This window comes from Listeria ivanovii subsp. ivanovii, from assembly GCF_900187025.1.
GTDB lineage: Bacteria > Bacillota > Bacilli > Lactobacillales > Listeriaceae > Listeria > Listeria ivanovii.
This window is the reverse complement of record NZ_LT906478.1, coordinates 2,695,424-2,721,590: the sequence shown is the minus strand read 5'-3', so window position 1 is coordinate 2,721,590 and position 26,167 is coordinate 2,695,424. Positions and strand designations below refer to the sequence as shown.

Annotated in this window: 24 protein-coding genes and 1 pseudogene; 21 read left to right on the top strand and 4 right to left on the bottom strand. The window is 38.4% G+C overall.

The features are described 5' to 3' along the window. Positions 1–75 precede the first annotated feature (75 nt). Both rpiB (CKV67_RS13590) and CKV67_RS13585 read right to left on the bottom strand, forming a co-directional pair. Positions 76–531, bottom strand: coding sequence for a ribose 5-phosphate isomerase B (rpiB, locus tag CKV67_RS13590; protein WP_014093855.1), 456 nt, complete (start codon positions 529–531; stop codon positions 76–78). 45 nt (positions 532–576) lie between these two features. Next, positions 577–1,047, bottom strand: coding sequence for a universal stress protein (locus CKV67_RS13585; protein WP_014093854.1), 471 nt, complete (start codon positions 1,045–1,047; stop codon positions 577–579). A gap of 117 nt (positions 1,048–1,164) precedes the next feature. Here CKV67_RS13585 and CKV67_RS13580 point away from each other — a divergent pair, with 117 nt between their 5' ends. From CKV67_RS13580 to CKV67_RS13510, 15 genes are all read left to right on the top strand, one after another. Then, the gene (locus CKV67_RS13580) at positions 1,165–1,977 is read left to right on the top strand and encodes a helix-turn-helix domain-containing protein (RefSeq protein WP_014093853.1); all 813 of its coding nucleotides are present in this window, start codon (positions 1,165–1,167) and stop codon (positions 1,975–1,977) included. Positions 1,978–2,016: 39 nt separating this feature from the next. Continuing rightward, the gene (locus tag CKV67_RS13575) at positions 2,017–2,385 is read left to right on the top strand and encodes a VOC family protein (RefSeq protein WP_014093852.1); all 369 of its coding nucleotides are present in this window, start codon (positions 2,017–2,019) and stop codon (positions 2,383–2,385) included. Continuing rightward, positions 2,382–2,750, top strand: a complete 369-nt coding sequence (locus CKV67_RS13570; protein WP_014093851.1) for an MmcQ/YjbR family DNA-binding protein — start codon at positions 2,382–2,384, stop codon at positions 2,748–2,750. Before CKV67_RS13575 ends, CKV67_RS13570 begins: the two co-directional genes overlap by 4 nt. Positions 2,751–2,826: 76 nt before the next feature. After that, entirely contained in the window at positions 2,827–3,639 is an 813-nt protein-coding gene (locus CKV67_RS13565) for a putative ABC transporter permease (RefSeq protein ID WP_014093850.1), read from the top strand. Positions 3,640–4,008: 369 nt separating this feature from the next. Then, a complete protein-coding gene (locus CKV67_RS13560; RefSeq protein WP_014093849.1) occupies positions 4,009–6,078 on the top strand; it encodes a BglG family transcription antiterminator in 2,070 nt (689 codons plus the stop codon). A 33-nt stretch (positions 6,079–6,111) separates the two neighbouring features. Then, positions 6,112–6,576: a PTS sugar transporter subunit IIA gene (locus CKV67_RS13555; RefSeq protein ID WP_014093848.1), complete on the top strand. Its 465-nt coding sequence runs from the start codon at positions 6,112–6,114 to the stop codon at positions 6,574–6,576. A 56-nt stretch (positions 6,577–6,632) separates the two neighbouring features. Then, positions 6,633–6,914 carry a PTS sugar transporter subunit IIB gene (locus tag CKV67_RS13550; RefSeq protein WP_003749772.1) on the top strand — a complete coding sequence of 94 codons (282 nt, stop codon included), beginning with the start codon at positions 6,633–6,635 and terminating at the stop codon, positions 6,912–6,914. Between the two features lie 61 nt (positions 6,915–6,975). Continuing rightward, positions 6,976–8,247 carry a PTS galactitol transporter subunit IIC gene (locus CKV67_RS13545; protein WP_014093847.1) on the top strand — a complete coding sequence of 424 codons (1,272 nt, stop codon included), beginning with the start codon at positions 6,976–6,978 and terminating at the stop codon, positions 8,245–8,247. Positions 8,248–8,283: 36 nt separating this feature from the next. Further along, entirely contained in the window at positions 8,284–9,336 is a 1,053-nt protein-coding gene (locus CKV67_RS13540) for a galactitol-1-phosphate 5-dehydrogenase (protein ID WP_014093846.1), read from the top strand. 1 nt (position 9,337) lies between these two features. Then, on the top strand, positions 9,338–10,369 hold the full coding sequence (locus CKV67_RS13535; RefSeq protein WP_014093845.1) for a zinc-binding dehydrogenase: 1,032 nt from the start codon (positions 9,338–9,340) through the stop codon (positions 10,367–10,369). A 194-nt stretch (positions 10,370–10,563) separates the two neighbouring features. Further along, positions 10,564–11,004 carry a ribose 5-phosphate isomerase B gene (gene rpiB, locus CKV67_RS13530; protein ID WP_014093844.1) on the top strand — a complete coding sequence of 147 codons (441 nt, stop codon included), beginning with the start codon at positions 10,564–10,566 and terminating at the stop codon, positions 11,002–11,004. An 8-nt stretch (positions 11,005–11,012) separates the two neighbouring features. Beyond that, complete coding sequence (locus CKV67_RS13525) at positions 11,013–11,687, top strand: ribulose-phosphate 3-epimerase (protein ID WP_014093843.1); 675 nt, start codon at positions 11,013–11,015, stop codon at positions 11,685–11,687. 33 nt (positions 11,688–11,720) lie between these two features. After that, the gene (gene tkt / locus CKV67_RS13520) at positions 11,721–13,736 is read left to right on the top strand and encodes a transketolase (protein WP_025280113.1); all 2,016 of its coding nucleotides are present in this window, start codon (positions 11,721–11,723) and stop codon (positions 13,734–13,736) included. After that, complete coding sequence (rpe, locus tag CKV67_RS13515) at positions 13,733–14,377, top strand: ribulose-phosphate 3-epimerase (protein ID WP_014093842.1); 645 nt, start codon at positions 13,733–13,735, stop codon at positions 14,375–14,377. The genes tkt and rpe overlap by 4 nt, the downstream gene beginning before the upstream one ends. Before the next feature lie 353 nt (positions 14,378–14,730). Next, positions 14,731–16,428: a LapB repeat-containing protein gene (locus tag CKV67_RS13510; RefSeq protein ID WP_014093841.1), complete on the top strand. Its 1,698-nt coding sequence runs from the start codon at positions 14,731–14,733 to the stop codon at positions 16,426–16,428. Positions 16,429–16,477: 49 nt separating this feature from the next. Here CKV67_RS13510 and CKV67_RS13505 read toward each other — a convergent pair whose 3' ends face one another. Further along, entirely contained in the window at positions 16,478–17,941 is a 1,464-nt protein-coding gene (locus tag CKV67_RS13505) for a MucBP domain-containing protein (RefSeq protein ID WP_014093840.1), read from the bottom strand. 155 nt (positions 17,942–18,096) lie between these two features. On the opposite strand from CKV67_RS13505, the gene CKV67_RS13500 reads away from it, so the two are divergent. Both CKV67_RS13500 and CKV67_RS13495 read left to right on the top strand, forming a co-directional pair. Continuing rightward, complete coding sequence (locus CKV67_RS13500; protein ID WP_014093839.1) at positions 18,097–18,576, top strand: GNAT family N-acetyltransferase; 480 nt, start codon at positions 18,097–18,099, stop codon at positions 18,574–18,576. Positions 18,577–18,590: 14 nt separating this feature from the next. Then, positions 18,591–19,988: a deoxyguanosinetriphosphate triphosphohydrolase gene (locus tag CKV67_RS13495; protein WP_014093838.1), complete on the top strand. Its 1,398-nt coding sequence runs from the start codon at positions 18,591–18,593 to the stop codon at positions 19,986–19,988. Between the two features lie 44 nt (positions 19,989–20,032). On the opposite strand, the pseudogene CKV67_RS15030 reads toward CKV67_RS13495, so the two are convergent. After that, positions 20,033–21,420, bottom strand: a pseudogene (locus CKV67_RS15030) (deoxyguanosinetriphosphate triphosphohydrolase). A 254-nt stretch (positions 21,421–21,674) separates the two neighbouring features. Between CKV67_RS15030 and rpsL the strand changes: the two are divergent. The 4 genes from rpsL (at position 21,675) to tuf (ending at position 26,039) form a co-directional block, all read left to right on the top strand. Next, entirely contained in the window at positions 21,675–22,088 is a 414-nt protein-coding gene (gene rpsL / locus CKV67_RS13485) for a 30S ribosomal protein S12 (protein WP_003720973.1), read from the top strand. A gap of 30 nt (positions 22,089–22,118) precedes the next feature. Beyond that, positions 22,119–22,589, top strand: a complete 471-nt coding sequence (rpsG, locus tag CKV67_RS13480; protein ID WP_003753956.1) for a 30S ribosomal protein S7 — start codon at positions 22,119–22,121, stop codon at positions 22,587–22,589. Between the two features lie 65 nt (positions 22,590–22,654). Next, positions 22,655–24,742, top strand: a complete 2,088-nt coding sequence (gene fusA, locus CKV67_RS13475; RefSeq protein ID WP_014093837.1) for an elongation factor G — start codon at positions 22,655–22,657, stop codon at positions 24,740–24,742. Between the two features lie 109 nt (positions 24,743–24,851). Beyond that, positions 24,852–26,039 carry an elongation factor Tu gene (gene tuf, locus CKV67_RS13470; RefSeq protein ID WP_003753951.1) on the top strand — a complete coding sequence of 396 codons (1,188 nt, stop codon included), beginning with the start codon at positions 24,852–24,854 and terminating at the stop codon, positions 26,037–26,039. Positions 26,040–26,167 lie beyond the last annotated feature (128 nt).

Sequence of the window (26,167 nt, the reverse complement as noted above, 5' to 3'; positions counted from 1 at the left end):
CTATTTGTGAACTATTAAGAAAGTGGATATAAAAAACAACCAAGCTATTAGTTAGCTTGGTCGTTTTTGGGATTTTTAAGATTGACTATCTTCATAAGCACTAATTTGCCCAACACGATTAGCATGTCGGCCGCCTTCATACTTGGTTTCTAACCAAATTTTGACGATATCTTCCGCAAGGCCAGGTCCAATGACTCTAGCTCCAAGGGCAAGGACATTTGTATCATTATGTTCGCGCGTTGCATGAGCACTAAATGTATCACCGACAAGCGCACAACGAATGCCTTTTACTTTATTAGCTGCAATACTCATACCAATTCCAGTACCACAAACTAAAATCCCACGGTCTACTTCTTTATTAACTACTTTTTCACTAACAGTAATTGCTAGTCCAGGATAGTCAACGGATTCGGGTGCATCTGGCCCAAATTCCACATAACTAATTCCAACACTTTCAAGGTAAGAAATAATACTTTTACGTAGCTCAATTCCGCCATGGTCTGAAGCAATGGCAACGGTACTAACTGTCATTTTTTCTCCTCCTGCCGTATATTCAATACCTTCATTATACATGAATTAGAGCTTTTCGACAGTCTTTCTTTCACGCCATGGTCTTGCATGAACAATAATAACATCACAAGGTGCATGAGCCGCCGTATATTCAGAAACACTACCAAGAATAAATTGTTCTGTTGCAGAGAGACCAGTAGCACCAACTAAAATTAAATCAGGTTCAAAATTACGTGTCATTTTTTTATTAAAAGTGCTTTTTGGTGTGCCGAAGTGAACAAAAGTTTCTACACTTAGAACGCCAGCTTTTTCGGCTTCCTTTTTGTACATTTCTACTAATTCTTCCCCGTAGGCTTTGGCTTTTTTTGCATAGGTTTGTTCATAATCAATCAGTGGTGCAATCCGGCGAACATCAGCGACAAAGCCAATACCAAGAATGGCTCCATCCATTTTAGCGAACTGGACTGCACGTCTTAGAGCAGCTTCGGCCTCATTTGAACCATCAACACCAACAAGAATACGTTTGTAAGCAGACATTTTGTATCACCCTCTCAAAAGTTTTCCCCTTAGTATCTAAATACCCATAAATAAAAGAAAGAAGCATGATTAAAGAGGAAATTTTGTGGTACTATGATGAAAAGGGGGGTATTCTTGATGTCAAAACTGAGGACGTTTCAACCCATTGTAGCAACACCAAAGCGTGCAGGATATAAAGAATACCTACCAAGTGCGCCGCTTACAGGATATATCCGTTGTTTTTGGGAAGCAGATGATAGTAATTTCCCGGGAAATAATTTGGTCATTCCCGATTTATGCGTAGACATTATTTTTACAATTGATAGCAAGACGGGAATGGTTACGGATGCGATATTTATTGGTGTGAGTGATACAGCTTTCGAATCCGCAGAAGAGACTAGTTCGAAGCTTTTTGCAGTAAGATTTTATGTTTGGTCATTGTTTTTATTTGTGGAACCAAACTTAGTAGGCAGCTTGAACCAGGTGAATGACCCGGAAGCAATGTTTGCTGGATTTAGAAGGTTTTTCAGGGAAGGATTTGGGGAAACCCTTATCAACTCCGAGCGAATAAAATTATTAGAAAAATTTTTGTTGCAAAAGTTAATTTTACTTGATAAAGAGAGGAATCCAGATTTTTTGAATGAATTAGATCGGCTTTTACAATATCCAAATCAGCCAGCAGGACTAACGATTTCCAGCCGCCAACTAGAACGACTATTTCAAAAGCACATTGGGCTGGCACCGAAACAAACCGCCAAACTGATTCGATTTCAAAAAGTGTTGCAGTCATTATATCGAAACCAGGCGCTTACGGGAACTGAATTAGCTTATAGGCATGGATTTGCTGACCAAGCTCATTTAATTAAACAATTTAAACGATATAGCAATCATACGCCAGAAGAAATGAAACAAATTTTTTTGCGAAATGTCGCAAATATACAATTAAAATAGGAAAGATTTTGCTAAACTAGCCATATGGAGGTGCTTTACATGATTAATGAATTTGTTTGTACGAATATTTCTACGAAGAATCCAGCTGAATTAATCGCTTTTTATCACGAAAGATTAGGAATTCCGATTGTTTTTGAAGGTTACGATAATTTTGATGGAGCGAAATTAGGGTTCTCTGAAAATGAACCAGGAATTGTCGTCTGGAATAGTATTAAATGGGGGAAATCAAGTGAATCTAAAGTAGAATTTGTTTTCTCTTGTGATACGAATTTGGATGATATGTATCGAGAACTTAAAGCAGCTGGCGTTGAAACTCCTGAACCTCGTGTTGCTGAGTGGGGCGGGCGTGAGCTAAATCTATTTGATCCAGACGGGAATAAAATCATGATTTTAGAGCAAGCAATATGAGTGAAGCGTTTGCTTGGATTAGAAAAGAAATAAGTGAACTTCCCGGCGTAGAGTATAGCTTTAAAGAAGAATGGCAGGCAGACCGTTATCACGTATTGGATCAGTTAATGGTGATGCGGGGGACAGATAATGAGGGATGCCAGATTTTGACGTTAAAGTGTGATGCTGAGAAAAGTGAACAATTACGCGCTGAGAATCCAGCTATTGTTCCCGGATACTACATGAATAAACGCGTCTGGATTTCCGTGTTGTTAGAACAAGAATCAAATCAAACGTTGATTATTGCGCTAATCCAACATGCTTACACAGAAGCGAAAAATAAATTACCCAAATATAAGCAAGCCCAATTAGAAACTTTTGACTAGTAATAGTTGAAGGTTTCTATTTCTGTTATAATGAAGAAGTATTGTGAAAAATACCACAAAAAAGGGAGATGAGAATATGGATATCAATATGTTTATTCTATACTTCTTCATTTATTCTGTACTTGGTTGGGCTTGGGAAGAGGTTTTTTGTTCCATTTCAGAGAAGAAGTTAGTATATCGCGGTTTTCTTTATGGACCGTACTGCCCCATTTACGGGTTTGGGGTAACCTCAGTTTTAATGTTAATTTTGCCATTTCAAAATAATTTATGGGCTTTATTTATTTTTTCGATAGTTATTTGTACGGTGATTGAGTACGTAACAGCGACTATTTTAGAAGCGCTTTTTCATACAACGTGGTGGGATTACCATGAGTGGCCATTGAATGTAAAAGGGCGGATTTGCTTACCAATTTCCATTTTCTGGGGATTTGCATGTATTATCGTCGTTCGGTTCCTGCATCCGCTTGTCACCGAATTTGCTGATTGGATTTTGAGTTGGGGCGGCTGGATTGTTCCGGCGCTTATTGTTGTCATTATGCTAATTGATACGATTAAATCTGTAACAAGTATGCTATCATTCCAAAAGGCACTTGCCGAATTTAACGAAAAACTAAATGCACAAGCGGACGAATTGAAAGCAAGCGTGAAAGAACGTGCGAAAGAGTTTGAAGAAGGTCTTTTGAAGAAGCAAGAGAATATCGACATGAAAATTGCGGAAGTAGAAGCGAAGAGAAAACAAGATGCCGAACTTGCTGCGAGTATGCGAAAACTCAAATTTAATGAGCGACGGATGTTAAAATCTTTCCCCAAAATGAAGGTAAGACACAGCTCCTCATTTAAGAATTTCAATAAAAGTTTACTAAGAGTCGATAAACAAAAAAGAAAATAACCAAACAAAAATGGTGCAAATGGTATTTTTATCATTTGCGCCATATTTTTGTGTCTTTTTTTACAAAATATATAGAAAGAAAGCTGCTTTTTTTGTATGATTGAGAAGGAAGACTGCCCCGAAAAACTCCGCAACTTCATTCTCATTTTTGTTTCAAACCAGATTTTACTCGTTAAACAAAAGTTTATCCAATCCGTTACACGACAAGCTATATAGGCGATAAACAATCATTTTTAAATAGAGGGATTGTTAAAAAAGTCACAAGTAAAGCCCAATGATGTACATTCTTTCCGCAAGTTATTGGGATGAAAGCGTGTACATTTTTATTAAGATTAGCCTTATAATAAAAACGAACAGGAGGGAACTCACATGTATTTGGATGAGAGAAGTAATTCACTTTTAAAAGAGCTATTACGGCATCCTGACACATCGAGTATAAACTTGCAAGCGAAATTCGGTTTAACTCGAAGACAAGTCGACTATAGTTTCCAAAAAATTAATAATTGGCTAGAGGAACAGACTTATCCAAAGATTCACCGTGCTGCGAATGGTCGATTTATCGTAGAACCTGACCTGTTTCAAATCATTGGTGAGGAAGATGGCGAAAAAACAGATTGGTACATTCCATCAGAAAAAGAGCGCGCCAGTCTAATCATCCTCATGCTAACCACAGGAAGTGAAGAGTTATCCCTTAATCACTTTATCAGCGAGTTGGAGGTGAGCAAGAATACCGTATTAAGAGATTTGAAGCTGGTACAAAAAACGCTCGATAAATTTAACCTAGAAGTAAAATATTCCAGAATGCGTGGTTATTTAATTGATGGCGACGAGTGGAATCAGCGAACAGCACTTATTTATGCGGCAGAACACATCATAGAGAGCTTTGGTGGAGAAGAGTATTTACAAGATTTTATGCAAGTGGAAGAAGCAAGAATTAAAGAACTTAGGGAAAAATTGGAACAAGTGGAGCATCACTTGAATTTGCATTTTATTGACAATAAAATGCAAATACTGCCTTACATTCTGGAAGCTGTTTTCCGGCGAATGAAAAAAGGGCAAACGATTACGACATCTTTCCTGATTGACTACAATGAATTGTCAGATACTCGGGAATACGGAGCAGCAGAGATTTTGATTGAAGAAGAGCCCAATATGCCAGAAGCAGAGCGAATGTACATCACATTACAACTTTTAACATCCAATGTGTTACCGAAACAGTATTTGAAATCTGAGGAAACGCATAAGTTAAGGCTTGCACTGGAACAAGTTCTAAGTGAATTTGAAAAGAAGGCTTGTATTCAACTAGTAGACAAAGAATCATTACTTGAAAAATTATTTGCACATATCAAACCTGCGTATTATCGAATTAAGTATCATCTTACAACAGATTACAGCATTTTAGACAAGATTGATCAAGAATTCCAAGCCGTGCATTACATCGTGAAAGAGTCGCTTGTACCTTTAGAACGTTTTATTGGTAGCAAGGTTCCAGAAAATGAAAGTATTTTTATCACCCTTTTCATTGGAGGGCATTTAATTGAATCTACTGAGAAGCTACAAACAAGGCTAAAAGCAGTAGTAGTTTGTCCGAATGGGTTATCAATTTCGAGATTAATGGAAAAAACATTACGAAGCCTTTTCCCGGAAATATTTTTCTATCAAGCGATGTCGATTCGGGAATTTGAACAAACAAAAGTAGGATACGACATTGTATTTTCCGCAGTACCACTTTCGACGGACAAGAAATTTTTCCTGATTAACCAATTAATGGACGGAAAAGAACGCTTGGAGCTTAGGCGCCGAGTGATGCGGTCAGTTTATTTAGTGGACGAGGTAAATATCAGCGTTGATCAATTAATGAAAACTATTTCCAAATTTGCTGATATTAAAGATGCTGCTCGTCTTGAAAAAGTCCTAGCAGATTACTTAATGCCAGTTCCAGAAGAAACTACATCCACCAGTTCAACCAAAAGCTCTCTCGCAGATTTACTTGAAGGCACGCGAATTACCCGGAAGAAATCAGTGGAAAACTGGCATGAGGCAATACACCATGCGGCTTCACCGTTACTTTCGGCGGGAGTAGTGGAAGAGCGATATGTGGCTGAAATGAAACGGCAATACCCGGCACCGATTATGAACATCATACTCCGAAATACCATAGCTATCCCTCATGCTGAAACGGAAAAAGGAGTTAAGAGTCTTGGAATGAGCTTGCTTTATCTAGAAGAAGGCTTACCAGTAGAAGGCGGTAAGAATTTGCATTTTATCGTCGTCATTGCAGCCGTAGATAAAAATGCTCACTTCACAGCTTTACTACAATTGATGGAATTATCGGAGAACAAAAAAGTACTTAAAAAGCTCGCGGATGCTGGGAATACAGAAGAAATGCACCAAATAATAAAAAACTTCACGGACTTGGAAACAAAAAAGACAATGTAGAGAAGTCAGAAAGAATTACAGGAGGATTTCGTAATGGATTTAGTACAATTTTTGAAAAAAGGAATGGTTTGGGTTCAATCGGATATCGATAAACAAGAGGACCTTTTCCAGATGGTCGCAGAAAGTGGGAAGTCTGAAGGGTATGTGACGGATGACTTTTTGACTAGATTAACAGACCGTGAACAAACCTTTCCAACGGGGCTAAAATTAGATGGATACGGAGTGGCTTTACCGCATACGGATCCAGAATGCGTTACGGAACAATTTATCGCCGTAATCACTGTGAAAGATGGCATTCCATTTAAACTAATGGAAGATGCAGGTCAAACGGTTGAAGCGAATTTGATTTTCGTGCTGGGACTAAATGAACCTCACAGCCAGCTCGCGGTACTTCAGCAATTGATGGGGACGATTCAGGATAAGGACAATGTAACCGCATTACTCAGAGCGAAAGATGAAGCAGAAGTAAAACAAATTTTGGAAACGATTACCGTTTAAAAAACAGGAACATTAGCCGCGAGGAAATCGCAGCAATTAATTAGGAGGAATTTATCATGGGACAATTTAAAATTTTGGTAGCTTGTGGAGCAGGAATTGCAACATCAACAGTAGTAACGGACCGAGTAGAGCGTTTGGTGAAAGAACATAATGTCGATGCAGAAGTAAAACAAATCAAAATTTCTGAAGCAGCATCTATGCAAGACGGAGCAGATTTGATTGTATCAACAACAATTTTACCAACAACATACAAAATCCCAGCTATTATTGCAACTTCTTACATCACTGGTATGGGTATGGAAGAGCTTGACGAAGAAATACTTGCGCACCTTAAATAATTAGGGGCGCAAGGGAGTTTAGGAATAAAACATAAACAGAGAAAAAAGGAGGAAATATTAAATGGATACACTTCTAGCAGGAGTACAGTATGTTTTAAACTTGGGGCCTACAGTTATTTTGCCGATTATGATTTTCTTTATTGCATTAATTTTCCGAGTACCAGCGAAAAAAGCGCTTCGTTCCGCGATTACGATAGGTATCGGATTTGTAGGTATTAACCTTGTTATTAGTTTACTATCTAGCAATTTAGGTCCAGCGGCACAACAAATGGTTGAACGCTTTGGTCTGAATTTAACAATCATTGACGCAGGTTGGCCAGCAGCAGCGGCAGCTTCATGGGCTTCCCCAGTTGCAGCAATTTTAATTCCAATCTGTTTAGCAGTCAATTTAGCACTTATCTTCTTTAAAGTAACAAAAACGTTAGACATTGATATTTGGAACTATTGGCACTTTATAGCAGCAGGTGCAACTGGTTATATCGTGACTGGAGGTAACTGGTGGTTCGCGATTCTTTGTGCAATCATCTATGAAGTTGCAGTTCTTTGGATGGCTGATAGAACACAACCTATGGTAGAAGAATTTTATGGCTTAAAAGGGATCTCCTTACCAACAGGTTCTACAGCAGCATTCGGTTTCATCGGTATTCCAGTTGGTTGGCTAATCGCTAAAATTCCTGGAATCAAAAACATCCACGTTGACCCAGAAACAATTCAAAAACGTTTTGGTATCTTCGGGGAACCAATGATGATGGGGCTTATTCTAGGTATTGCAATCGGTCTTCTTGCAGGTTACGACGTTGGGGCAGTTGCGCAACTGGGTATGTCAATGGGTGCAGTAATGTTCTTAATGCCTCGTATGGTTAAAATTTTAATGGAAGGTTTAATTCCAATTTCGGAATCTGCTCGTGAATTCATGAAATCTCGCTTCAAAGGCCGTGAACTTTATATTGGACTTGATGCAGCACTTTCAATCGGTCACCCAGCAAATATTTCTACTGGTTTAATCCTTGTTCCAATCACTCTTTTCTTAGCTGTTATCATCCCGGGTAACAAAGTACTTCCATTTGGTGACTTGGCAACTATTCCATTTTACGTATCATTCGTTGTAGCATCTCGTAAAGGTAACATTCTTCATTCTGTTTTAGCTGGAACTGTAGTTATTGCACTGGCACTTCTTATGGCAACTGACTTTGGTCTTGTGCATACAGAAATGATGAAAGGCGTTTATGAATTCCCTAAAGGAGCAACTCAAGTAAGTACGCTTGATATGGGTGGTAACTTCTTTAACTGGGTTATTCTTAAATTCTCTCAAGCTTGGGCAGCTATTTTCTAAGTTTTGTTTTAATGATATAGAAGAGGTGATAGTAACATGCGAGCAGCTGTGTTATACGAAAATAATGTAATAAAAGCTGAACAAATTGATGAAGCGATTTGTGGGAAAGATGAAGTACGAGTTGAGGTAAAAGCGGTTGGAATATGCGGATCAGATATTCACAAAATGCAGACACGCTGGAAATATCCACTACCGGCTGTTATGGGACATGAATTTGCGGGTGTGATTACAGAAGTTGGTAGCGAAGTGGAAAATAGAGCTATCGGTGACCGTGTTGCAGGAATTCCACTAGAACCGTGTATGGAATGTAATTATTGTAAAGCGGGCGACTTCTCGCTGTGTGATAATTACCGCATGGTGGGCTCACATTTCCATGGAGGTTTTGCCGAAAATGTCGTAATGAAAGCGGACAACGTCATTTCCATTGGCGACCTTGACTTTGAAGAAGGCGCGATGATTGAACCGCTTGCTGTATCAATGCATGGGGTACTTGGAATCGAGCCAAGACTTGGTGATACAGCCATCGTCTTTGGAATTGGGACTATCGGGATTTTAGTCGTGCAATGTTTACTTCTTGCAGGTGTGAAAGATATTATCGCCGTTGATATCAGTGATAAAAAATTAGCAGATGCGAAGGAATTCGGTTGCAGGTACACGATTAATCCGAAAAATGAAGACTTGAAAGAACGCACTTTAGCTTATACGAATGGTCTAGGTGCTGACATCGCGCTAGAATGTGCCGGCTCGAAAATCACCCAAGAACAATGTCTCCTTGTAACGAAGAAAAAAGGCAAAGTCGGTTTTCTCGGAATAGCTTACGCAGATGTACTTTTACATGAAGAAGCTTTTGAAAATATTTTCAGACGCGAATTAACGCTTAAAGGTTTTTGGAACTCTTACTCGGCGCCATTTCCAGGTGAAGAGTGGCGGACTTCGATTGAATTTGTCAAACAAGGTCGAATTAAACTAAAACCACTGATTTCGCATCGTTATAAATTAGAAGAAACGAAAGAAGCGTTTGAGATGATTCTTTCAAGAGAACATGATTATAACAAAGTGATGATATTGCCTCAGAAAGGTGACGATTAATTTGAAAGCAGTAGTAAAAACAAACCCCGGATATGACCAAATGGAGCTAAAAGATGTGGAAGAACCACAAGCTTACGGCGACAAAGTAAAAATCAAAGTAGCCTTCACTGGGATTTGTGGATCAGATATCCATACATTCAAAGGTGAATACAAAAATCCAACAACACCAGTTACACTCGGGCATGAATTCTCAGGTGTAGTCGTAGAAGTTGGTCCAGATGTAACTAGTATCAAAGTGGGAGACCGCGTCACAAGTGAAACAACTTTTGAAACTTGCGAGGAATGTATTTATTGTAAAGAACGTGATTACAATTTATGTAGCAATCGTCGCGGCATTGGTACACAAGCAAATGGTAGTTTTGCAGAATTTGTTTTATCTCGCGAGGAAAGTTGTCACGTACTAGACGAGCGGATTTCACTTGAAGCGGCAGCACTTACAGAACCACTTGCATGCTGTGTTCACTCTGCACTTGAAAAAACAACGATTCGCCCAGATGATACAGTACTTGTTTTCGGACCAGGACCAATCGGATTATTACTTGCTCAAGTAGTGAAAGCGCAAGGAGCTACGGTGATTATGGCAGGAATTACCAAAGATAGTGACCGTTTACTCCTAGCAAGAGAACTAGGAATAGACCGAATTGTCGATACCTTAAAAGAAGACTTGGCTGAAGTTGTGTTTGGCATGACAGATGGTTACGGAGCTGAACGAGTATTTGATTGTTCTGGCGCAGTACCAGCAGTAAATCAAGGATTACCACTAACGAAGAAAAAAGGCGATTTTGTTCAAGTAGGACTTTTTGCTGAAAAGAAAAATGCGATTGATGAAGAGTCAATTATTCAACGTGAGATTGCTTATATCGGCAGTCGCTCACAAAAACCTTCTTCATGGATTTTAGCACTGGACTTACTCGCTAATGGCAAAATCAATACAGACAAAATGATTACTAAAGTTTATGGATTAGATGACTGGCGCGAGGCTTTTGAGGCAGTTATGGCAGGAAATGAAATTAAAGTATTAGTGAAATCTTAATAACGGAGGATGAGCTGTATGAAAAAACATCAAAAAAAGGATAACCGTGCAAACGAATCCAAAGCTTCTCGGGCTCAGATGTTTTACAGTAGTCATCCTTAGAAATGAGCCGAGAACATATTCGCGTATGTTCTCGGTTCCATTTCATTATAAGGTGTTAAATGAAAAAAATCTATTAATGAAGGTGAAATTAAATGAAATTAACAATTGGTTGTGACCATGGTGGACGTAGACTAAAAGATGCCATTGTGAAACATTTACGTGAAAAAAATATCGAAGTAGTAGATATTGGAACATACACGGACGATAGTGTCGATTTTCCATCTTATGCAGAAGAAGTTGCCAATCAAGTAGTTAGTGGACAATCTGAACTGGGGATTTTATGTTGTGGAACGGGGATTGGTATGAGTATTGCGGCTAACAAAGTCGACGGGATCCGTGCAGCAGTTGTTTCTGATACTTTTTCAGCGCGTGCTACTCGTGAACATAATAATAGCAATGTTCTCTGTTTAGGCGAGCGCGTAATCGGCGAAGGATTGGCGCTTTTAATTGTTGATACTTGGCTTGAGGCAACGTTTGCTGGTGACCGTCATAAACGCCGCTTAGATAAAATTACTGAACTTGAAAGAAAGTGAGGATAAAAATGAGGAAAATAGCCGCTTCAATTATGTGTGCCGACCAACTACATTTAGGAGATGAACTCAAGCGTCTTGAATCAGCTGGCGTGGAACTACTACACTGTGACGTAATGGACGGTGTATATGTGAATAATCTTGCACTCGGTCCTGAATATTTGGAAATAGTGCGGAACAATACAGAAATTCCGTTAGACATACATTTGGCTACAATTACCCCACTTAAATATATTGATATGTTTGGCCCAGTGAAGCCAGAATACATTTCTTTTCACGCAGAAGTGGCGGACGATGTAACAGAAGTAATCAGGAAAATCCGTTCTTATAATGTCAAACCTTCCATTGCAATTAATCCAGAAACACCCATTGAAGCAATTTATCCTTATTTAAATGATGTGGAAATGGTGCTGATGATGACGGTAAATCCAGGTTTTGCAGGACAAAAATTTCAAACAAATGTACTTCAAAAATTGCGGGACTTAAAAGCAAAATTAGCCGGAAAAGTCCACGTGCCGCTAATCGAAGTAGACGGCAATATTAATAAAGAAACAGTAGGCTTAATGCGCGACTGTTTACCAGATATTTATGTGTTAGGAACATCTGCACTATTTCACGACCGAGATAAAACAAGTTACTCAGAAAGACTTGTACACATTTGGTCCGACGTAGAAAAACATGTGTAAATAAGCACAAAGAATTTAAAGGAGATGACCGTTTTGAAAAAAACATTAGACAGACAAGCAGTAGACACGATTCGTTCGTTATCAATTGATATGATTGAGAAAGCAAATTCAGGACACCCAGGAATGCCAATGGGTGCCGCACCAATGGCTTATATGCTATTTGCAAAACATTTAGTATTTAATCCAGCTAACCCAGAATGGTTTAACCGTGATCGCTTTGTTTTATCAGCAGGACATGGTTCAGCGCTACTTTATAGCATGCTTCATTTATTTGGCTATGATGTAAAAATGGAAGACTTAAAAGCATTTCGTCAATTAGATAGTTTGACACCAGGACATCCAGAATTTGGTTGGACAGCAGGTGTCGATGCAACAAGTGGACCGCTCGGACAAGGGATTGGGATGGCAGCTGGTATGGCGCTAGCAGAATCACATTTAGCAGCTCAGTATAACCAACCTAATTATCCAATCGTAGACCATTATACGTATGCAATTTGTGGAGATGGTGATTTAATGGAAGGTGTGGCATCAGAAACAGCATCACTTGCCGGTCACCTTGGACTAGGAAAATTAATCGTTTTATATGATTCCAATGATATTTGTTTAGATGGCGACTTGAGTGCTACTTTTAGTGAAAATGCCGCAGATCGTTTCCGTGCATACGGATGGCAAGTGCTTCGCGTGGAAGATGGCAATAACCTTGCTGCCATCCAAGAAAAAATTGTCCAAGCAAAATTAGAAACTTCGAAACCAACGCTAATTGAAGTAAAAACAGTCATTGGTTACGGGGCGCCAACTAAATCTGGTAGCTCGGCAAGTCACGGAGCTCCACTTGGCGAAAAAGAAGCGCGCGGTGCTAAGGAACATTATGACTGGACAGAAGAACCGTTTACAGTGCCAACTGAAGTTCGCGATTACTTAAGAAATTACAAAGCACGCGGTGAAAAACTAGAAGGTGCTTGGAACACGATGTTAACTAATTACAAAAAAGAATTCCCAGAACTCGCAAGCCAGTTAGATCGTGTTTTAGCAGGGGAAGTAGCAGCAGACTGGAATACTAATTTACCAACTTTTGAAGCTGGAGCAAGTGCCCCGACTCGTTCTGCATCTGGGAAAATGATTAACGCAATTGCGGCTGAATTACCAGAACTTTTTGGTGGCTCTGCTGACCTTGGTTGCTCCAATAAAACATTCATCGACGCGAGCCCGGCGTATAGTATTGCCGACCCAGCTGGCAAAAACATCTGGTTTGGTGTGCGTGAATTTGCTATGGGAGCAATGCTGAATGGAATGGCTTTGCATAGTGGCTTGCGCGTATTTGGCGCTACTTTCTTTGTCTTTTCAGACTACGTTCGTCCAGCAATGCGAATGGCAGCACTTATGCAACTTCCAGTAACCTATGTATTCACACATGATAGTATCGCGGTAGGAGAAGATGGACCGACACATGAACCAATCGAGCATTTAGCCTCGCTTCGTGCTATGCCAGGACTTACCGTTATTCGTCCCGCAGATGCCAAAGAAACTCGTGCTGCTTGGGAGTTAGCTGCTACAAATACGGATGGACCAATTGCACTTGTTTTATCTCGGCAAGATTTACCAGTACTTGAAAATGATCAAGCAGAAGTAGATGCTGGTGTGGAAAAAGGAGCATACGTGGTTGCTCCGGCAAGTAATGTGAAACCAGATGCAATTATTATCGCAACTGGTTCGGAAGTGTCACTTGCTATCGAGGCAAAGCACGAATTAGCGAAAAGAGAGCTAGATGTGTCTGTTGTTAGTTTATCAAGCTGGGAACGCTTTGAAAAAACCAGTGACGACTATAAAGAAAGTATTTTACCAAAGGAAGTGACTGCGAGATTTGCAATTGAAGCTGGAACTACATTTGGTTGGAAAGAATTTATTGGTGCTGAAGGAGATATGTTAGGAATTGATCACTTCGGCGCATCAGCACCAGCGAAAGATTTGTTTAATGCTTACGGATTCACACCAGAAAATGTTGCTGACCGCGTGGAATCAGTTATCGCGAAAGCTGGTGTACGCGTATGACATTCGTTGCGCCGTCTTTATTAGCTGCTGATTATATGAACATGGCAAACTCGATTAAAGAAGCGGAACTTGCAGGTGCAGATTATTTGCATATTGATGTGATGGATGGTCATTTCGTACCAAACTTAACTTTTGGAATTGACATGGTTGCTCAAATTGCAAAAACAGCTACAATACCACTAGATGTGCACTTAATGCTTGCCAATCCAGAAAATTATATCGAAAAATTTGCGAATGCAGGAGCTCATATTATTTCTGTGCATATCGAAGCTACACCGCATATTCATCGCGTTATTCAACAAATCAAACAAGCTGGTTGTAAAGCGGGAGTAGTACTTAATCCTGGTACCCCGGCAAATGCACTTGATTCTATTTTAGGGGATGTAGATTTAGTTTTGCAGATGACCGTTAATCCAGGATTTGGTGGGCAGTCATTCATTCCAACTACAGTAGAAAATCTCCGCTATTTAGATAACTGGCGTCGTAACCATCGAGCTAATTATGTAATAGAAGTAGATGGTGGTATAAATGAAGCAAGCGCAGAACGCTGTAAACAAGCAGGTGTAGATATTTTAGTTGCTGGCTCTTACTTCTTTAGGTCACAAGAAAAAACTGCTTGCATCCAAATATTAAAAAGTTAATTTTCATAAGTTAAAACCTAGAAATCTATGCATATAGATTTTCGGAGGGAAAGAATAGTATTTACATTTAATAGGAAAAATAGCCATATAAATCTTGGTTTTTCAGTAAAAAAGTCACAAAATAGACAAAAATATCATTTTATTTTATAGGGAACTTGAATTCATTATTGTTCTAACTTTATTAAAATGATAAAATTATCAATAATAAATGCAAGTAATTCATTCAGTTGAATTGCTTGCATTTTTATAGTGTATTTTATTGAGATTGACTTGCTAGTTTCACGGGTATATTAAAAAAGCACTAAAATTAGTAGCCATTATTATTAAATTGATTATTGAAGGAGAACGAAATTATGAAGCTATCTAGATTTGTCGTCGTATCTGTTCTAGCAGTCACATTTATAAGTAATTTATCAATAATTGCTGTACATGCAGAGACACAGGCTAGTTTATCTGCAAAAGGAACTAACTCTGAAAATCAAACTGTTTCTACTGAGACGGACACTAAAGAAATAGCGGGTTCGGGAAAAGCTGTTGATAATAAAGAAATTGAGAAAAATGTACAAATAACCAAAGCGGCACAAGATACGAGCATGACTTATGAAGACTGGTTTCCAGACGAAAATCTAGCTCTTGCGGTTTCTGAATCTTTTGGCGAGGATGTTGAAGATGAAGTATCTGAAGAGAAATTAGCTGAGTTAACAGTTCTTGAGTGTGGAAATTACGATATTGAAGATACGTCGGGAATTGAATATTTGACAGGATTAACTTTTCTTAATGCTTATGCTAATTTATTTACTACGATAGACCTTAGTAAAAATACTAAGCTAGTTACTTTTTTTGGAGAATACGGTAGCTTGACTGGTCACCTAGACCTTAGTAATAATCCGGACTTAAGGACACTTGATTTTGCTGATAATTATCTTACTAGTATAGATGTTAGTGCCAGTGCAGATTTAACGAGGTTAGACCTTAGGAATAATAAGCTTACCAGTATAGATGTTAATAAAAATCCTGCATTAACAAGTCTTTATGTTCAAGGAAACCAACTAAAGGATATCAGCACAATTCCAGATAATGTGACGTATAATGCGACTTCCCAAAAACCTGTGGAAACAAAACAAATTGCTTATAGTGGAAAACTTATTTATACTTTACCAGCTGATTTATTAGACAAATTCGGAAATCCAGTTGAGCAAATCACACCTGGGCAAGGTGGGGTTTATGATGGAAATACTAGAACAATTACATGGACTAATTTAACTGCTACACAAGGAGACTTGAGTTATTCCTTTATGAGTGAGGATGGTTTATTCACAGGAACAATGACAATTCCTTATCAAGCAGGAACAGTTACACTAGAAAGTGCGTCCGAAATCAGTTATGAAGAAGGAACAAGCAAGACTGAAGCAGAATTTCTAAAAGATATCGATGCTAAAGTAACACCTTATTGGGATAAAATATCAAGCGATTTTATGGATGTCGTTGATTTTGCAGTTCCAGGAGATTATTTAGTAACTTTACAAATAGAAGGGACGAATGTAACGAAAAAAGTCAATGTACACATCACAAAAACACCAGTTATTATAGAAAGCAAACAAGAAATTAGCTATGAAGAAGGCACATCTAAAACTGAAACAGAATTTTTAACAGATATTGATGCCACTGTAACTCCGGATAAGTATACAATAACAACCGATTTTACAGATGTTGTCGATTTCACTACCCCAGGAGATTATACTGTCACTCTAAGCGTAAAGGGTTCTGATGTAACGAAAAAAGTTATTGTCCATATCGAATCAAAATCAGCTGTTAATCCAGAAAATCCTGTACTTCCAGGAGGAAACAGTCCGAACTCAACTGATAAAACGACTATAAGGGATCGTGAAAGCGTACAATCTGATTTTTCTGTGTCGGAATCAGAACAACAAGTAATAGTGCAAGAAAGTTTACCAAAAACAGGAGATACATTAGTGAAACCAATAATATTAGTGGGAGTTCTTTTCTGTTTTGCTGGATTATACATTTTAAGTAAAAAGAAAAAAGCATAGAAAGAAGCAGGTAGCCAGTTTAATTGGCTTACCTGCTTCTTTTAATAAGCTACCTTCTGAAAAACAATATTCCCATCGCCAATGCTGTAAGTAACCCACCTACTGCAAAAAGAAAATTATCACTTGAGTCACTTGTTTTTGGAAGCGTACTATTACTTGCTTTCATTTGAGTAGTTGTGGATGGGGAGTCAGCATCTTCTGCATTTGTTGAATTATTATTCGTTGTCTCGCCCGGACCATTTGAATTATTCTCGTCACTAGTTATTTTTTCATATACGTAAGTGACAATTGTTTGGTTGGAGCTAAACGTGCCAGATTCATTACCATCTACTTTTGTTAGTTGATAGCCTGTAATATTTTTACTTTCCGTCTGATAAGTACTACCAACTTCTCCAGTTAAAGTAGTATCTTGTACTAGTGAGTTGCCAGATTCATCTTGATACGTCACAGTTACCGTTCCGTTTTGAATCGGGTCTTTTTCATAAATATAACTTATATTTTGAGTTGTATTTGTGAATTGGCCAGTAGGATTACCAGTAGTTTCCTTTAATGTGAATCCGTCTATCGTTTTTGGAGTAGAAGTATATGCGTCACCGATACTTCCATCTATTCTTGTCGAACTAGCGAGCTCTGTACCAGTTTCATCTTTATAAGTGGCGATGACAGGTTTGGTATATTCAAATAAGATGATTGGTTTTCCAGAAGGGCCATATTCAGAAATATCATAATAAGAATCATAACGATTAGTTCCGGTGTAAAGCGAGAAGGTGGATTCTAGTGGTTCTGCTGTGAAGACTAATGCATTTTTGGTAGAATCATAAGTAACACCATCAGCTAAATCAGTCACTGTTAAATTGTCCATTGTTAATTGCGAAGATGCATCGTTGAAATGAATGTAGTTTTTTAATGGTAAGGTATTATCGCTTGGGACAATCAATTTGCTTAAAATAGTTTGGGCAGCAAAAGCTTGGTATGCAAGTTGGATATTAGGATTTTGGATAGTTATGTCAGTAATATAATTGTTTTCAAATGCAGAAGCATCAATACTTGTTACATTTGCAGGTATTTCAACGCTTTTTAATTTGTTGGCTAAGAAAGCAAAACGAGGTATATTTTCTAGTGAGGTTGAGAGGGATATTGTCTCGAGTTGGTTGACGCTAAAGGAGTTTATACCTATAGATTGTACAGAATTTGGCAATACAAGTTGTTGCAGTGAATTAATCGTAAAAGCCCCATCCCCAATGGTTTTGACAGAATCTGGAATAGTAACCGCAGTTAACCCTTTTGAATAAAAAGCCCCATTACCGATGGAAGTAACAGTATATTCGTTATTAGCTCCAATAGTTGCAGGAATAGTTACATCTGTAATTGTTCCAGTGTAGTCCGTGATGGTGGCTTCATTTCCATTTACAGTATATTCGAAATCCCCTGAGGTTGCAGCTGTGCTAACTACTGGAAACGAAAATAAAACTAATACCAAAGAAAAACTTGCCCAAACTATTTTTTTAATCAATTGAATTACCCCTCCTAATTTTAAGTTTCTATCATTTTTCCCTCGTGATAAATTTCTAAACTTTTGGAAGGATAGAACTAGTGTGAGTGCTTTTTTTGTTTGATACATCGGACACACTAGCTTATACTTAAAATAAAACTAAAAGGAGTTTCCGAATGTCCAAACTAACTTTTCGAAATGCGACAGAATTCGACAGCGCACTAATTCTCCATTATATTTTAGAACTTGCAAAACATGAGGGAATTGGGCAAGATGTAGTTGCAACAGAGGCCGGGTTGCGTGATACTCTTTTTAATCAAAAAGTAGCGGAAGTCATTATTGCGGAATATGAAGACCAATCTGTGGGGTTCGCGCTATTCTTTCATAATTACTCCACCTTGTTAGGTAAAAAAGGACTTTACCTAGAAGATCTTTACATTATTCCCGAAATGCGCGGTAAAGGTTTTGGAACACAGTTTTTTAAGTACCTCTCAAAGCTCGCCTTGTCGCGGGATTGTGGTAGGTTTGAATGGTGGTGCCTCAACGAAAATAAATCAGGTATGGATTTTTATAATAAAATCGGTGCAGAAAAAATGGCAGAATGGACCGTACATAGACTTTCAAAAATAGAAATGGAAAAATTAAGTAACCTATAAAGGACGTGATATAAATGAAATGGGACAAACTTCTAAATGACAAACGCCGCCGCGAATCAGGTGTCACTCGTTCTAAAAATACCGATGTACGTAGCGCATTCGAAAATGATTTCCAACGAATCGTCATGAGCGCATCATTTCGTCGCTTACAAGATAAAACACAAGTCTTCCCACTAGAAAAAAGTGACTTTGTCCGTACACGACTAACGCATTCAATGGAAGTAAGTACAATTGCTAAGTCAATGGGGAACATGGTAACCCATACGATTCAAGAAGAAAAGCTAGATGAAGATTTCACAAAGGACCATGCTGATAAAATTCCGGAAATTCTGGCTTGTGCAGGTCTTTTACATGATATGGGAAATCCGCCGTTCGGTCATTTCGGCGAAGAAAGTATTCGCGAGTGGTTCCGAGATAATCTAGCAACAATCACTTATAAAAACAAAAGTTTAGCCGAAATTTTAACGCCGCAAATGAAAGAAGATTTTTATTACTTCGAAGGTAACGCGCAGGTGCTTCGTGTCGTGTCAAAACTGCATTATCTTTTCGATCAATATGGACTGAATCTAACTTTTGCAACCATAAATGCTGTCATAAAATATCCAGTTTCTTCCTTAAAAATAAATAAAAACCAAATCAAAAGTAAAAAATTAGGCTATTTTTATGCAGATGAGTCATTATTTAATGAAATAACTACAGCAACGGAAGCATTAGATAATCGTCATCCGCTAACTTATTTACTCGAAGTAGCAGACGATATCGCTTACCTCAACGCTGACCTAGAAGATGGCGTAAAAAAAGGCATTGTTAATATCACCCAAATTTTAAGAGGTTTTGAAGAAATAGAAGAGCATAATAAAGTTACTGCTGCATGTTACAACGAGCTCAAGAAAAAAAGCGAACGCTACGAAGGACAAGAAGAAAGTTTTATCGTGCAACAATGGCTGGCATCCAATGTCCGTGGTCAGCTCATTAATCGCTCACTTGAAGTGTTTTACGCAAATTATGAAGCAATAATGGCCGGAACTTTCAATGATTCGCTAATTGATGCTTCTGAGGCAGAACAACTTGTTCAAATTCTGCAAAGTCTTTCATTTACCTATATTTACCAAGATAAAGGCATCGTCGAATCTGAAATCGCCGGAAACGAGATAATTTCCAAATTACTTGAAACTTTTATCCCGGCAGTCATTTATTATGATAGTGAGACACCAGAACGCCAAACTGCTAAGGACAAACGCTTACTAACTTTGATTTCTGACAACTATCTAGGCTGTTACCGCAAAAATGCAGAAGGTGAGAGCGAAACGATGAAACTATATCTCCGCCTACTACTCGTAACAGATTTCATTTGCGGCATGACCGACAGCTACGCGAAAGATTTATATCAACGGTTGAATGGGCTTAGTTAAATGCAAAACAGCAATCTCAGTTTGATTTCTGAGATTGCTGTTTTTTAATAGATGCCATTAAGTTCTTGATATAAATCTTTTGCATAAGTATCGGTCATACCACATATAAAGTCAGTAACTAATAATAAGCGTAAATAAAGCTGTTCCTTCTCGTTTTTATTTTTTGAATATTTGTAATAAGAAGAAAGGTGGTTGTCAGATATCAATTTTATTAACCGTTTAGATTCATCTTTGTTAGGATCTGCAAACTCAGAATCATAGTAGATTACGGCAGGAACAAAAAGGTCTAGTAAGCCATAAATGATTTTTTTGCCTGCAAGCTCCGAAGCAATAATTTGTTTATCTGTAAAAACGTGTGTGCGACATGCCTTTTCTAGAGCTTTTGCTAAGTCTTTCCCTTTACAAGTTTCTAATAAGGCTTTATCAAAAGTACCAGCAATTATTGCAGAATAGTTATCGAAAAAACTCTCTACAACAGAATTTATTAATTTCCCTCTTACTTTTGTTGTAGACCATGATTGAAATGTAGAAATTTCTTTTATACAAGTTTTTTTAGTTTGTAGCAATTTTTCAAGACACTCTTTAAATAAATAATCTTGAGGAGTAATTTCGGATTGCAATACTTCTATAAGATTATCTATTGACAGGATTCCTTTTTTTACTGCATCTTCTAAATCGGCTATTAGATAGCTAATATCATCCGCTGCTTCTAGTAAGAAGGTGACAGGGTGTCTGTTACCGAAAGTTCCAGTCTGTTCTGTGATTTTTTGAAAAATATCCTTTTCAGCGTAAAAGTATCCCATTTTTTTACTTTTAATATGGGATTTATTTGTAAAGAATTAACAGGATATTTGATAAATGAATTTAGCGTAGCAGAAGTTAAATTCATGCCATAGCTGTTTTCAAAGAGTTGATGAAGCTTAGTAACTACCCGTAGAACTTGGGCATTCCCTTCGAAATTCAAAAAATCTTCACACATTTGTTCTTCTAAATAAGTATTTATTAAAATTTTATCTAGTGTAAGTGAAGGCAGTTCTTTAGCAAACCATTGTCTTATTGCTGTCTCGCCAAAATGGCCAAAAGGTGGATTACCGATATCATGAAGTAATCCAGCTGAAGCTAAAAGGTCGGAAAGTTCGCGAATATTTTCTACTGTGAATTTTGAATCAATTTTATCTCGCACAATCTTAGTACCAATCATCGTTCCCATAGATTTTGCAATAGTTGATACTTCTAAGGAGTGTGTTAATCTAGTTCGAATGAAATCATTCTTTTCTAAAGGGAAAACTTGGGTCTTATCTTGAAGTCTGCGAAATGAAGCGCTTAAGATAATCCTTTGGTAGTCATTTTCAAAAACATTTCTTAAATCAGTTTCGTTGGTTGTTCTTTCGCGCTCTAATGTTCTTCCATTTAACAAAGTTGTCCAATCCATCTCAATCACCCTTTTTAAATTTATATTAATACAATCATTGTGAATAATCAAACAATATCCATGGTAGATTATATCGAAAACCATCTTGACATCTTCAGCTTAAGGTGTTACTATATTCAAGGTGCCTCTACTATAAACAGAGGTCTGAAAATAAAAAAGCGTTGTAGGTCGATCTTACAGCCATTTTATTTTACCGAAAAAATGAACCACCTGGATGTGTGGAACTACTAAACAAGGAAGGAGGAATTTATCCCATGCCTACAATTAACCAATTAGTACGCAAACCTCGTCAATCTAAAATTAAAAAATCTACATCACCTGCTTTGAACAAGGGCCTGAACAGTTTTAAAAGAGAACTAACTGATGTTAACTCTCCGCAAAAACGTGGCGTATGTACTCGTGTTGGTACCATGACTCCTAAAAAACCTAACTCGGCGCTTCGTAAATATGCCCGTGTACGTTTGAGTAATGGTATTGAAGTAACAGCTTACATTCCTGGTATTGGACACAACTTACAAGAACATAGTGTTGTTCTTATTCGTGGTGGACGTGTAAAAGATTTACCAGGGGTACGTTATCATATCGTTCGTGGAGCGCTTGATACAGCTGGTGTTGAAAATAGAGGACAAAGCCGTTCTAAATACGGTACGAAAAAACCTAAAAAATAATACTTATAAAATATGAAAGGAGGATATCCGATGCCTCGTAAAGGTCCTGTTACTAAACGTGACGTGTTACCAGATCCGATTTATAATTCGAAACTAGTAACTCGTTTAATCAATAAAATGATGGTTGACGGAAAACGTGGAAAGTCTCAAGCTATCCTGTATTCCGCATTCGATATCATTGCACAAGAAACTGGTAAAGATCCAATGGAAGTATTTGAACAAGCAATGAAAAACATTATGCCACTTCTTGAAGTTAAAGCTCGCCGTGTAGGTGGTGCTAACTATCAAGTACCTATCGAAGTACGTGCTGACCGTCGTTCTACTCTTGGTCTTCGTTGGTTAGTAAATTATGCTCGCCTTCGTGGAGAAAAAACAATGGAAGTACGTGTTGCTCGCGAAATCATGGATGCTGCCAATAATACTGGTGCTTCTGTTAAGAAACGCGAAGATACACACAAAATGGCTGATGCTAACAGAGCATTCGCACACTATCGTTGGTAAAAAATCACTAACAAATTCCGGGCTTATTGCCTGAAAAATTGTTTTAATGGAAGGAGAAATACAACATGGCTAGAGAGTTCTCCTTAGAAAAGACTCGTAATATTGGTATCATGGCCCACATTGATGCGGGTAAAACTACCACTACTGAACGTATCCTTTTCTATACAGGGCGTATTCACAAAATTGGTGAAACCCATGAAGGTGCTTCTCAAATGGACTGGATGGAGCAAGAGCAAGAACGTGGTATTACTATCACTTCTGCTGCGACAACAGCTCAGTGGAAAGGCTACCGAGTAAACATTATCGATACACCCGGACACGTAGACTTCACAGTTGAAGTTGAACGTTCGCTTCGTGTACTTGATGGTGCTGTAGCGGTTCTAGATGCACAATCTGGTGTAGAACCACAAACAGAAACAGTTTGGCGTCAAGCTACTACTTACGGGGTTCCTCGTGTAGTATTCGTCAACAAAATGGACAAAATCGGCGCAGACTTCCTATATTCTGTAGGAACTTTGCATGAACGTTTGGCTGCTAATGCGCATCCAATCCAACTCCCAATTGGGGCCGAAGATACATTTGAAGGTATTATTGACTTAATCGAAATGAACGCATTATATTACGAAGATGATTTAGGTAATGACCCTCATATTAAAGAAATTCCAGCTGATCTGAAAGAATTAGCAGACGAATACCGCGGTAAGTTAGTGGAAGCTGTTGCTGAGCTTGACGAAGAGCTAATGATGAAATATCTAGAAGGCGAAGAAATTACAAAAGAAGAACTTAAAGCTGGTATCCGTAAAGGGACACTTAACGTTGAGTTCTATCCTGTAGTTTGTGGTACAGCATTCAAAAACAAAGGTGTTCAACCAATGTTAGATGCAGTACTTGATTACCTTCCAGCACCAACAGATGTTCCAGCTATTAACGGCGTATTGCCTGATGGAGAAGAAGCTGCTCGTCACGCTGATGATTCAGAACCATTCTCTTCCCTAGCATTCAAAGTTATGACTGACCCTTATGTTGGACGCTTAACTTTCTTCCGTGTTTATTCCGGTACTTTGAACTCAGGTTCTTATGTACAAAACTCGACTAAAGGTAAACGTGAACGTGTTGGACGTATCCTACAAATGCACGCTAATCACCGTGAAGAGATTTCGATCGTATACGCTGGTGATATCGCTGCTGCTGTAGGCCTTAAAGATACAACTACTGGGGACACTTTATGTGATGAAAAAGATCAAATTATCTTAGAATCCATGGAATTCCCAGAACCAGTTATCCAAGTAGCTATCGAACCTAAATCGAAAGCTGACCAAGATAAAATGGGGCAAGCTCTTGCGAAACTAGCGGAAGAAGATCCAACTTTCCGTGCTGAAACTGACCAAGAAACTGGCCAAACACTTATCTCCGGTATGGGTGAACTTCACCTTGACATTCTTGTTGACCGTATGAGACGTGAATTCCGCGTTGAAGCTAACGTTGGTGATCCACAAGTTTCTTATCGTGAAACATTCCGTAAATCTGCTCAAGTTGAAGGTAAATTCGTACGTCAATCTGGTGGACGTGGACAATATGGTCACGTTTGGATTGAATTCGGACCAAACGAAGAAGGTAAAGGATTTGAATTTGAAAATGCAATCGTTGGTGGGGTTGTTCCACGTGAATACATCCCAGCTGTACAAGCAGGTCTTGAAGGCGCACTAGATAATGGTGTACTTGCAGGATATCCACTGATTGACATCAAAGCAAAACTTTACGACGGATCTTACCATGACGTCGATTCCAATGAAATGGCCTTCAAAGTGGCTGCTTCAATGGCATTACGTAATGCTGCTAAGAAATGTGACCCTGTAATCCTTGAGCCAATGATGGCTGTAGAGGTTGTTATCCCAGAAGAATATCTTGGTGATATCATGGGTAATATTACTTCCCGTCGTGGTCGTGTAGATGGTATGGAAGCTCGCGGTAACGCTCAAGTTGTTCGCGCATTTGTACCACTTGCAAATATGTTTGGTTATGCAACTCACCTTCGTTCAGGTACGCAAGGTCGTGGTGTATACACTATGCAATTTGACCACTATGAAGAAGTTCCTAAATCTATTGCTGAAGAAATCATTAAAGCTAATGGTGGAAACAACAAAGAAGATTAATTGATTTTTTTCGCAACATCAAGTATAACTTTAGTTAGAAGTATTACTTAGTTTAAATTTTAAGCTAAGTAAAAAATAATTATTGAATTATCGAGGAGGATATTTTAAAATGGCAAAAGAAAAATTTGACCGCTCTAAACCCCATGTTAACATTGGTACTATTGGACACGTTGACCATGGTAAAACTACTTTAACTGCTGCAATTACAACTGTACTTGCTAAAAAAGGCTTTGCTGATGCACAAGCTTACGACCAAATTGACGGTGCTCCAGAAGAAAGAGAACGTGGGATCACAATCTCTACTGCACACGTTGAGTACCAAACTGATACTCGTCACTATGCACACGTTGACTGCCCAGGACATGCCGATTACGTTAAAAACATGATCACTGGTGCTGCACAAATGGACGGAGCTATCTTAGTAGTATCTGCTGCTGATGGTCCAATGCCACAAACTCGTGAACATATCTTACTTTCACGTCAAGTTGGTGTTCCATACATCGTTGTATTCATGAACAAATGTGACATGGTTGACGATGAAGAATTACTTGAATTAGTTGAAATGGAAATTCGTGATCTATTAACTGAATATGAATTCCCTGGCGACGACATTCCTGTAATCAAAGGTTCAGCTCTTAAAGCACTTCAAGGTGAAGCTGATTGGGAAGCTAAAATTGACGAGTTAATGGAAGCTGTAGATTCTTACATTCCAACTCCAGAACGTGATACTGACAAACCATTCATGATGCCAGTTGAGGATGTATTCTCAATCACTGGTCGTGGAACAGTTGCAACTGGACGTGTTGAACGTGGACAAGTTAAAGTTGGTGACGAAGTAGAAGTTATCGGTATTGAAGAAGAAAGCAAAAAAGTAGTAGTAACTGGAGTAGAAATGTTCCGTAAATTACTAGACTACGCTGAAGCTGGCGACAACATTGGCGCACTTCTACGTGGTGTTGCTCGTGAAGATATCCAACGTGGTCAAGTATTAGCTAAACCAGGTTCGATTACTCCACATACTAACTTCAAAGCTGAAACTTATGTTTTAACTAAAGAAGAAGGTGGACGTCATACTCCATTCTTCAACAACTACCGCCCACAATTCTATTTCCGTACTACTGACGTAACTGGTATTGTTACACTTCCAGAAGGTACTGAAATGGTAATGCCTGGTGATAACATTGAGCTTGCAGTTGAACTAATTGCACCAATCGCTATCGAAGACGGTACTAAATTCTCCATCCGTGAAGGTGGACGTACAGTAGGCGCTGGCGTTGTTTCTAACATCAGCAAATAATATCTGATACGTTTCAAACCGACAAAGTCATTTGGCTTTGTCGGTTTTTTAATACCTAAAATTGCTTTATTTACTTCTTTAATCACTGAATAGTATAGTTATAAAGAATTAGTTCATATTTCTAAAAA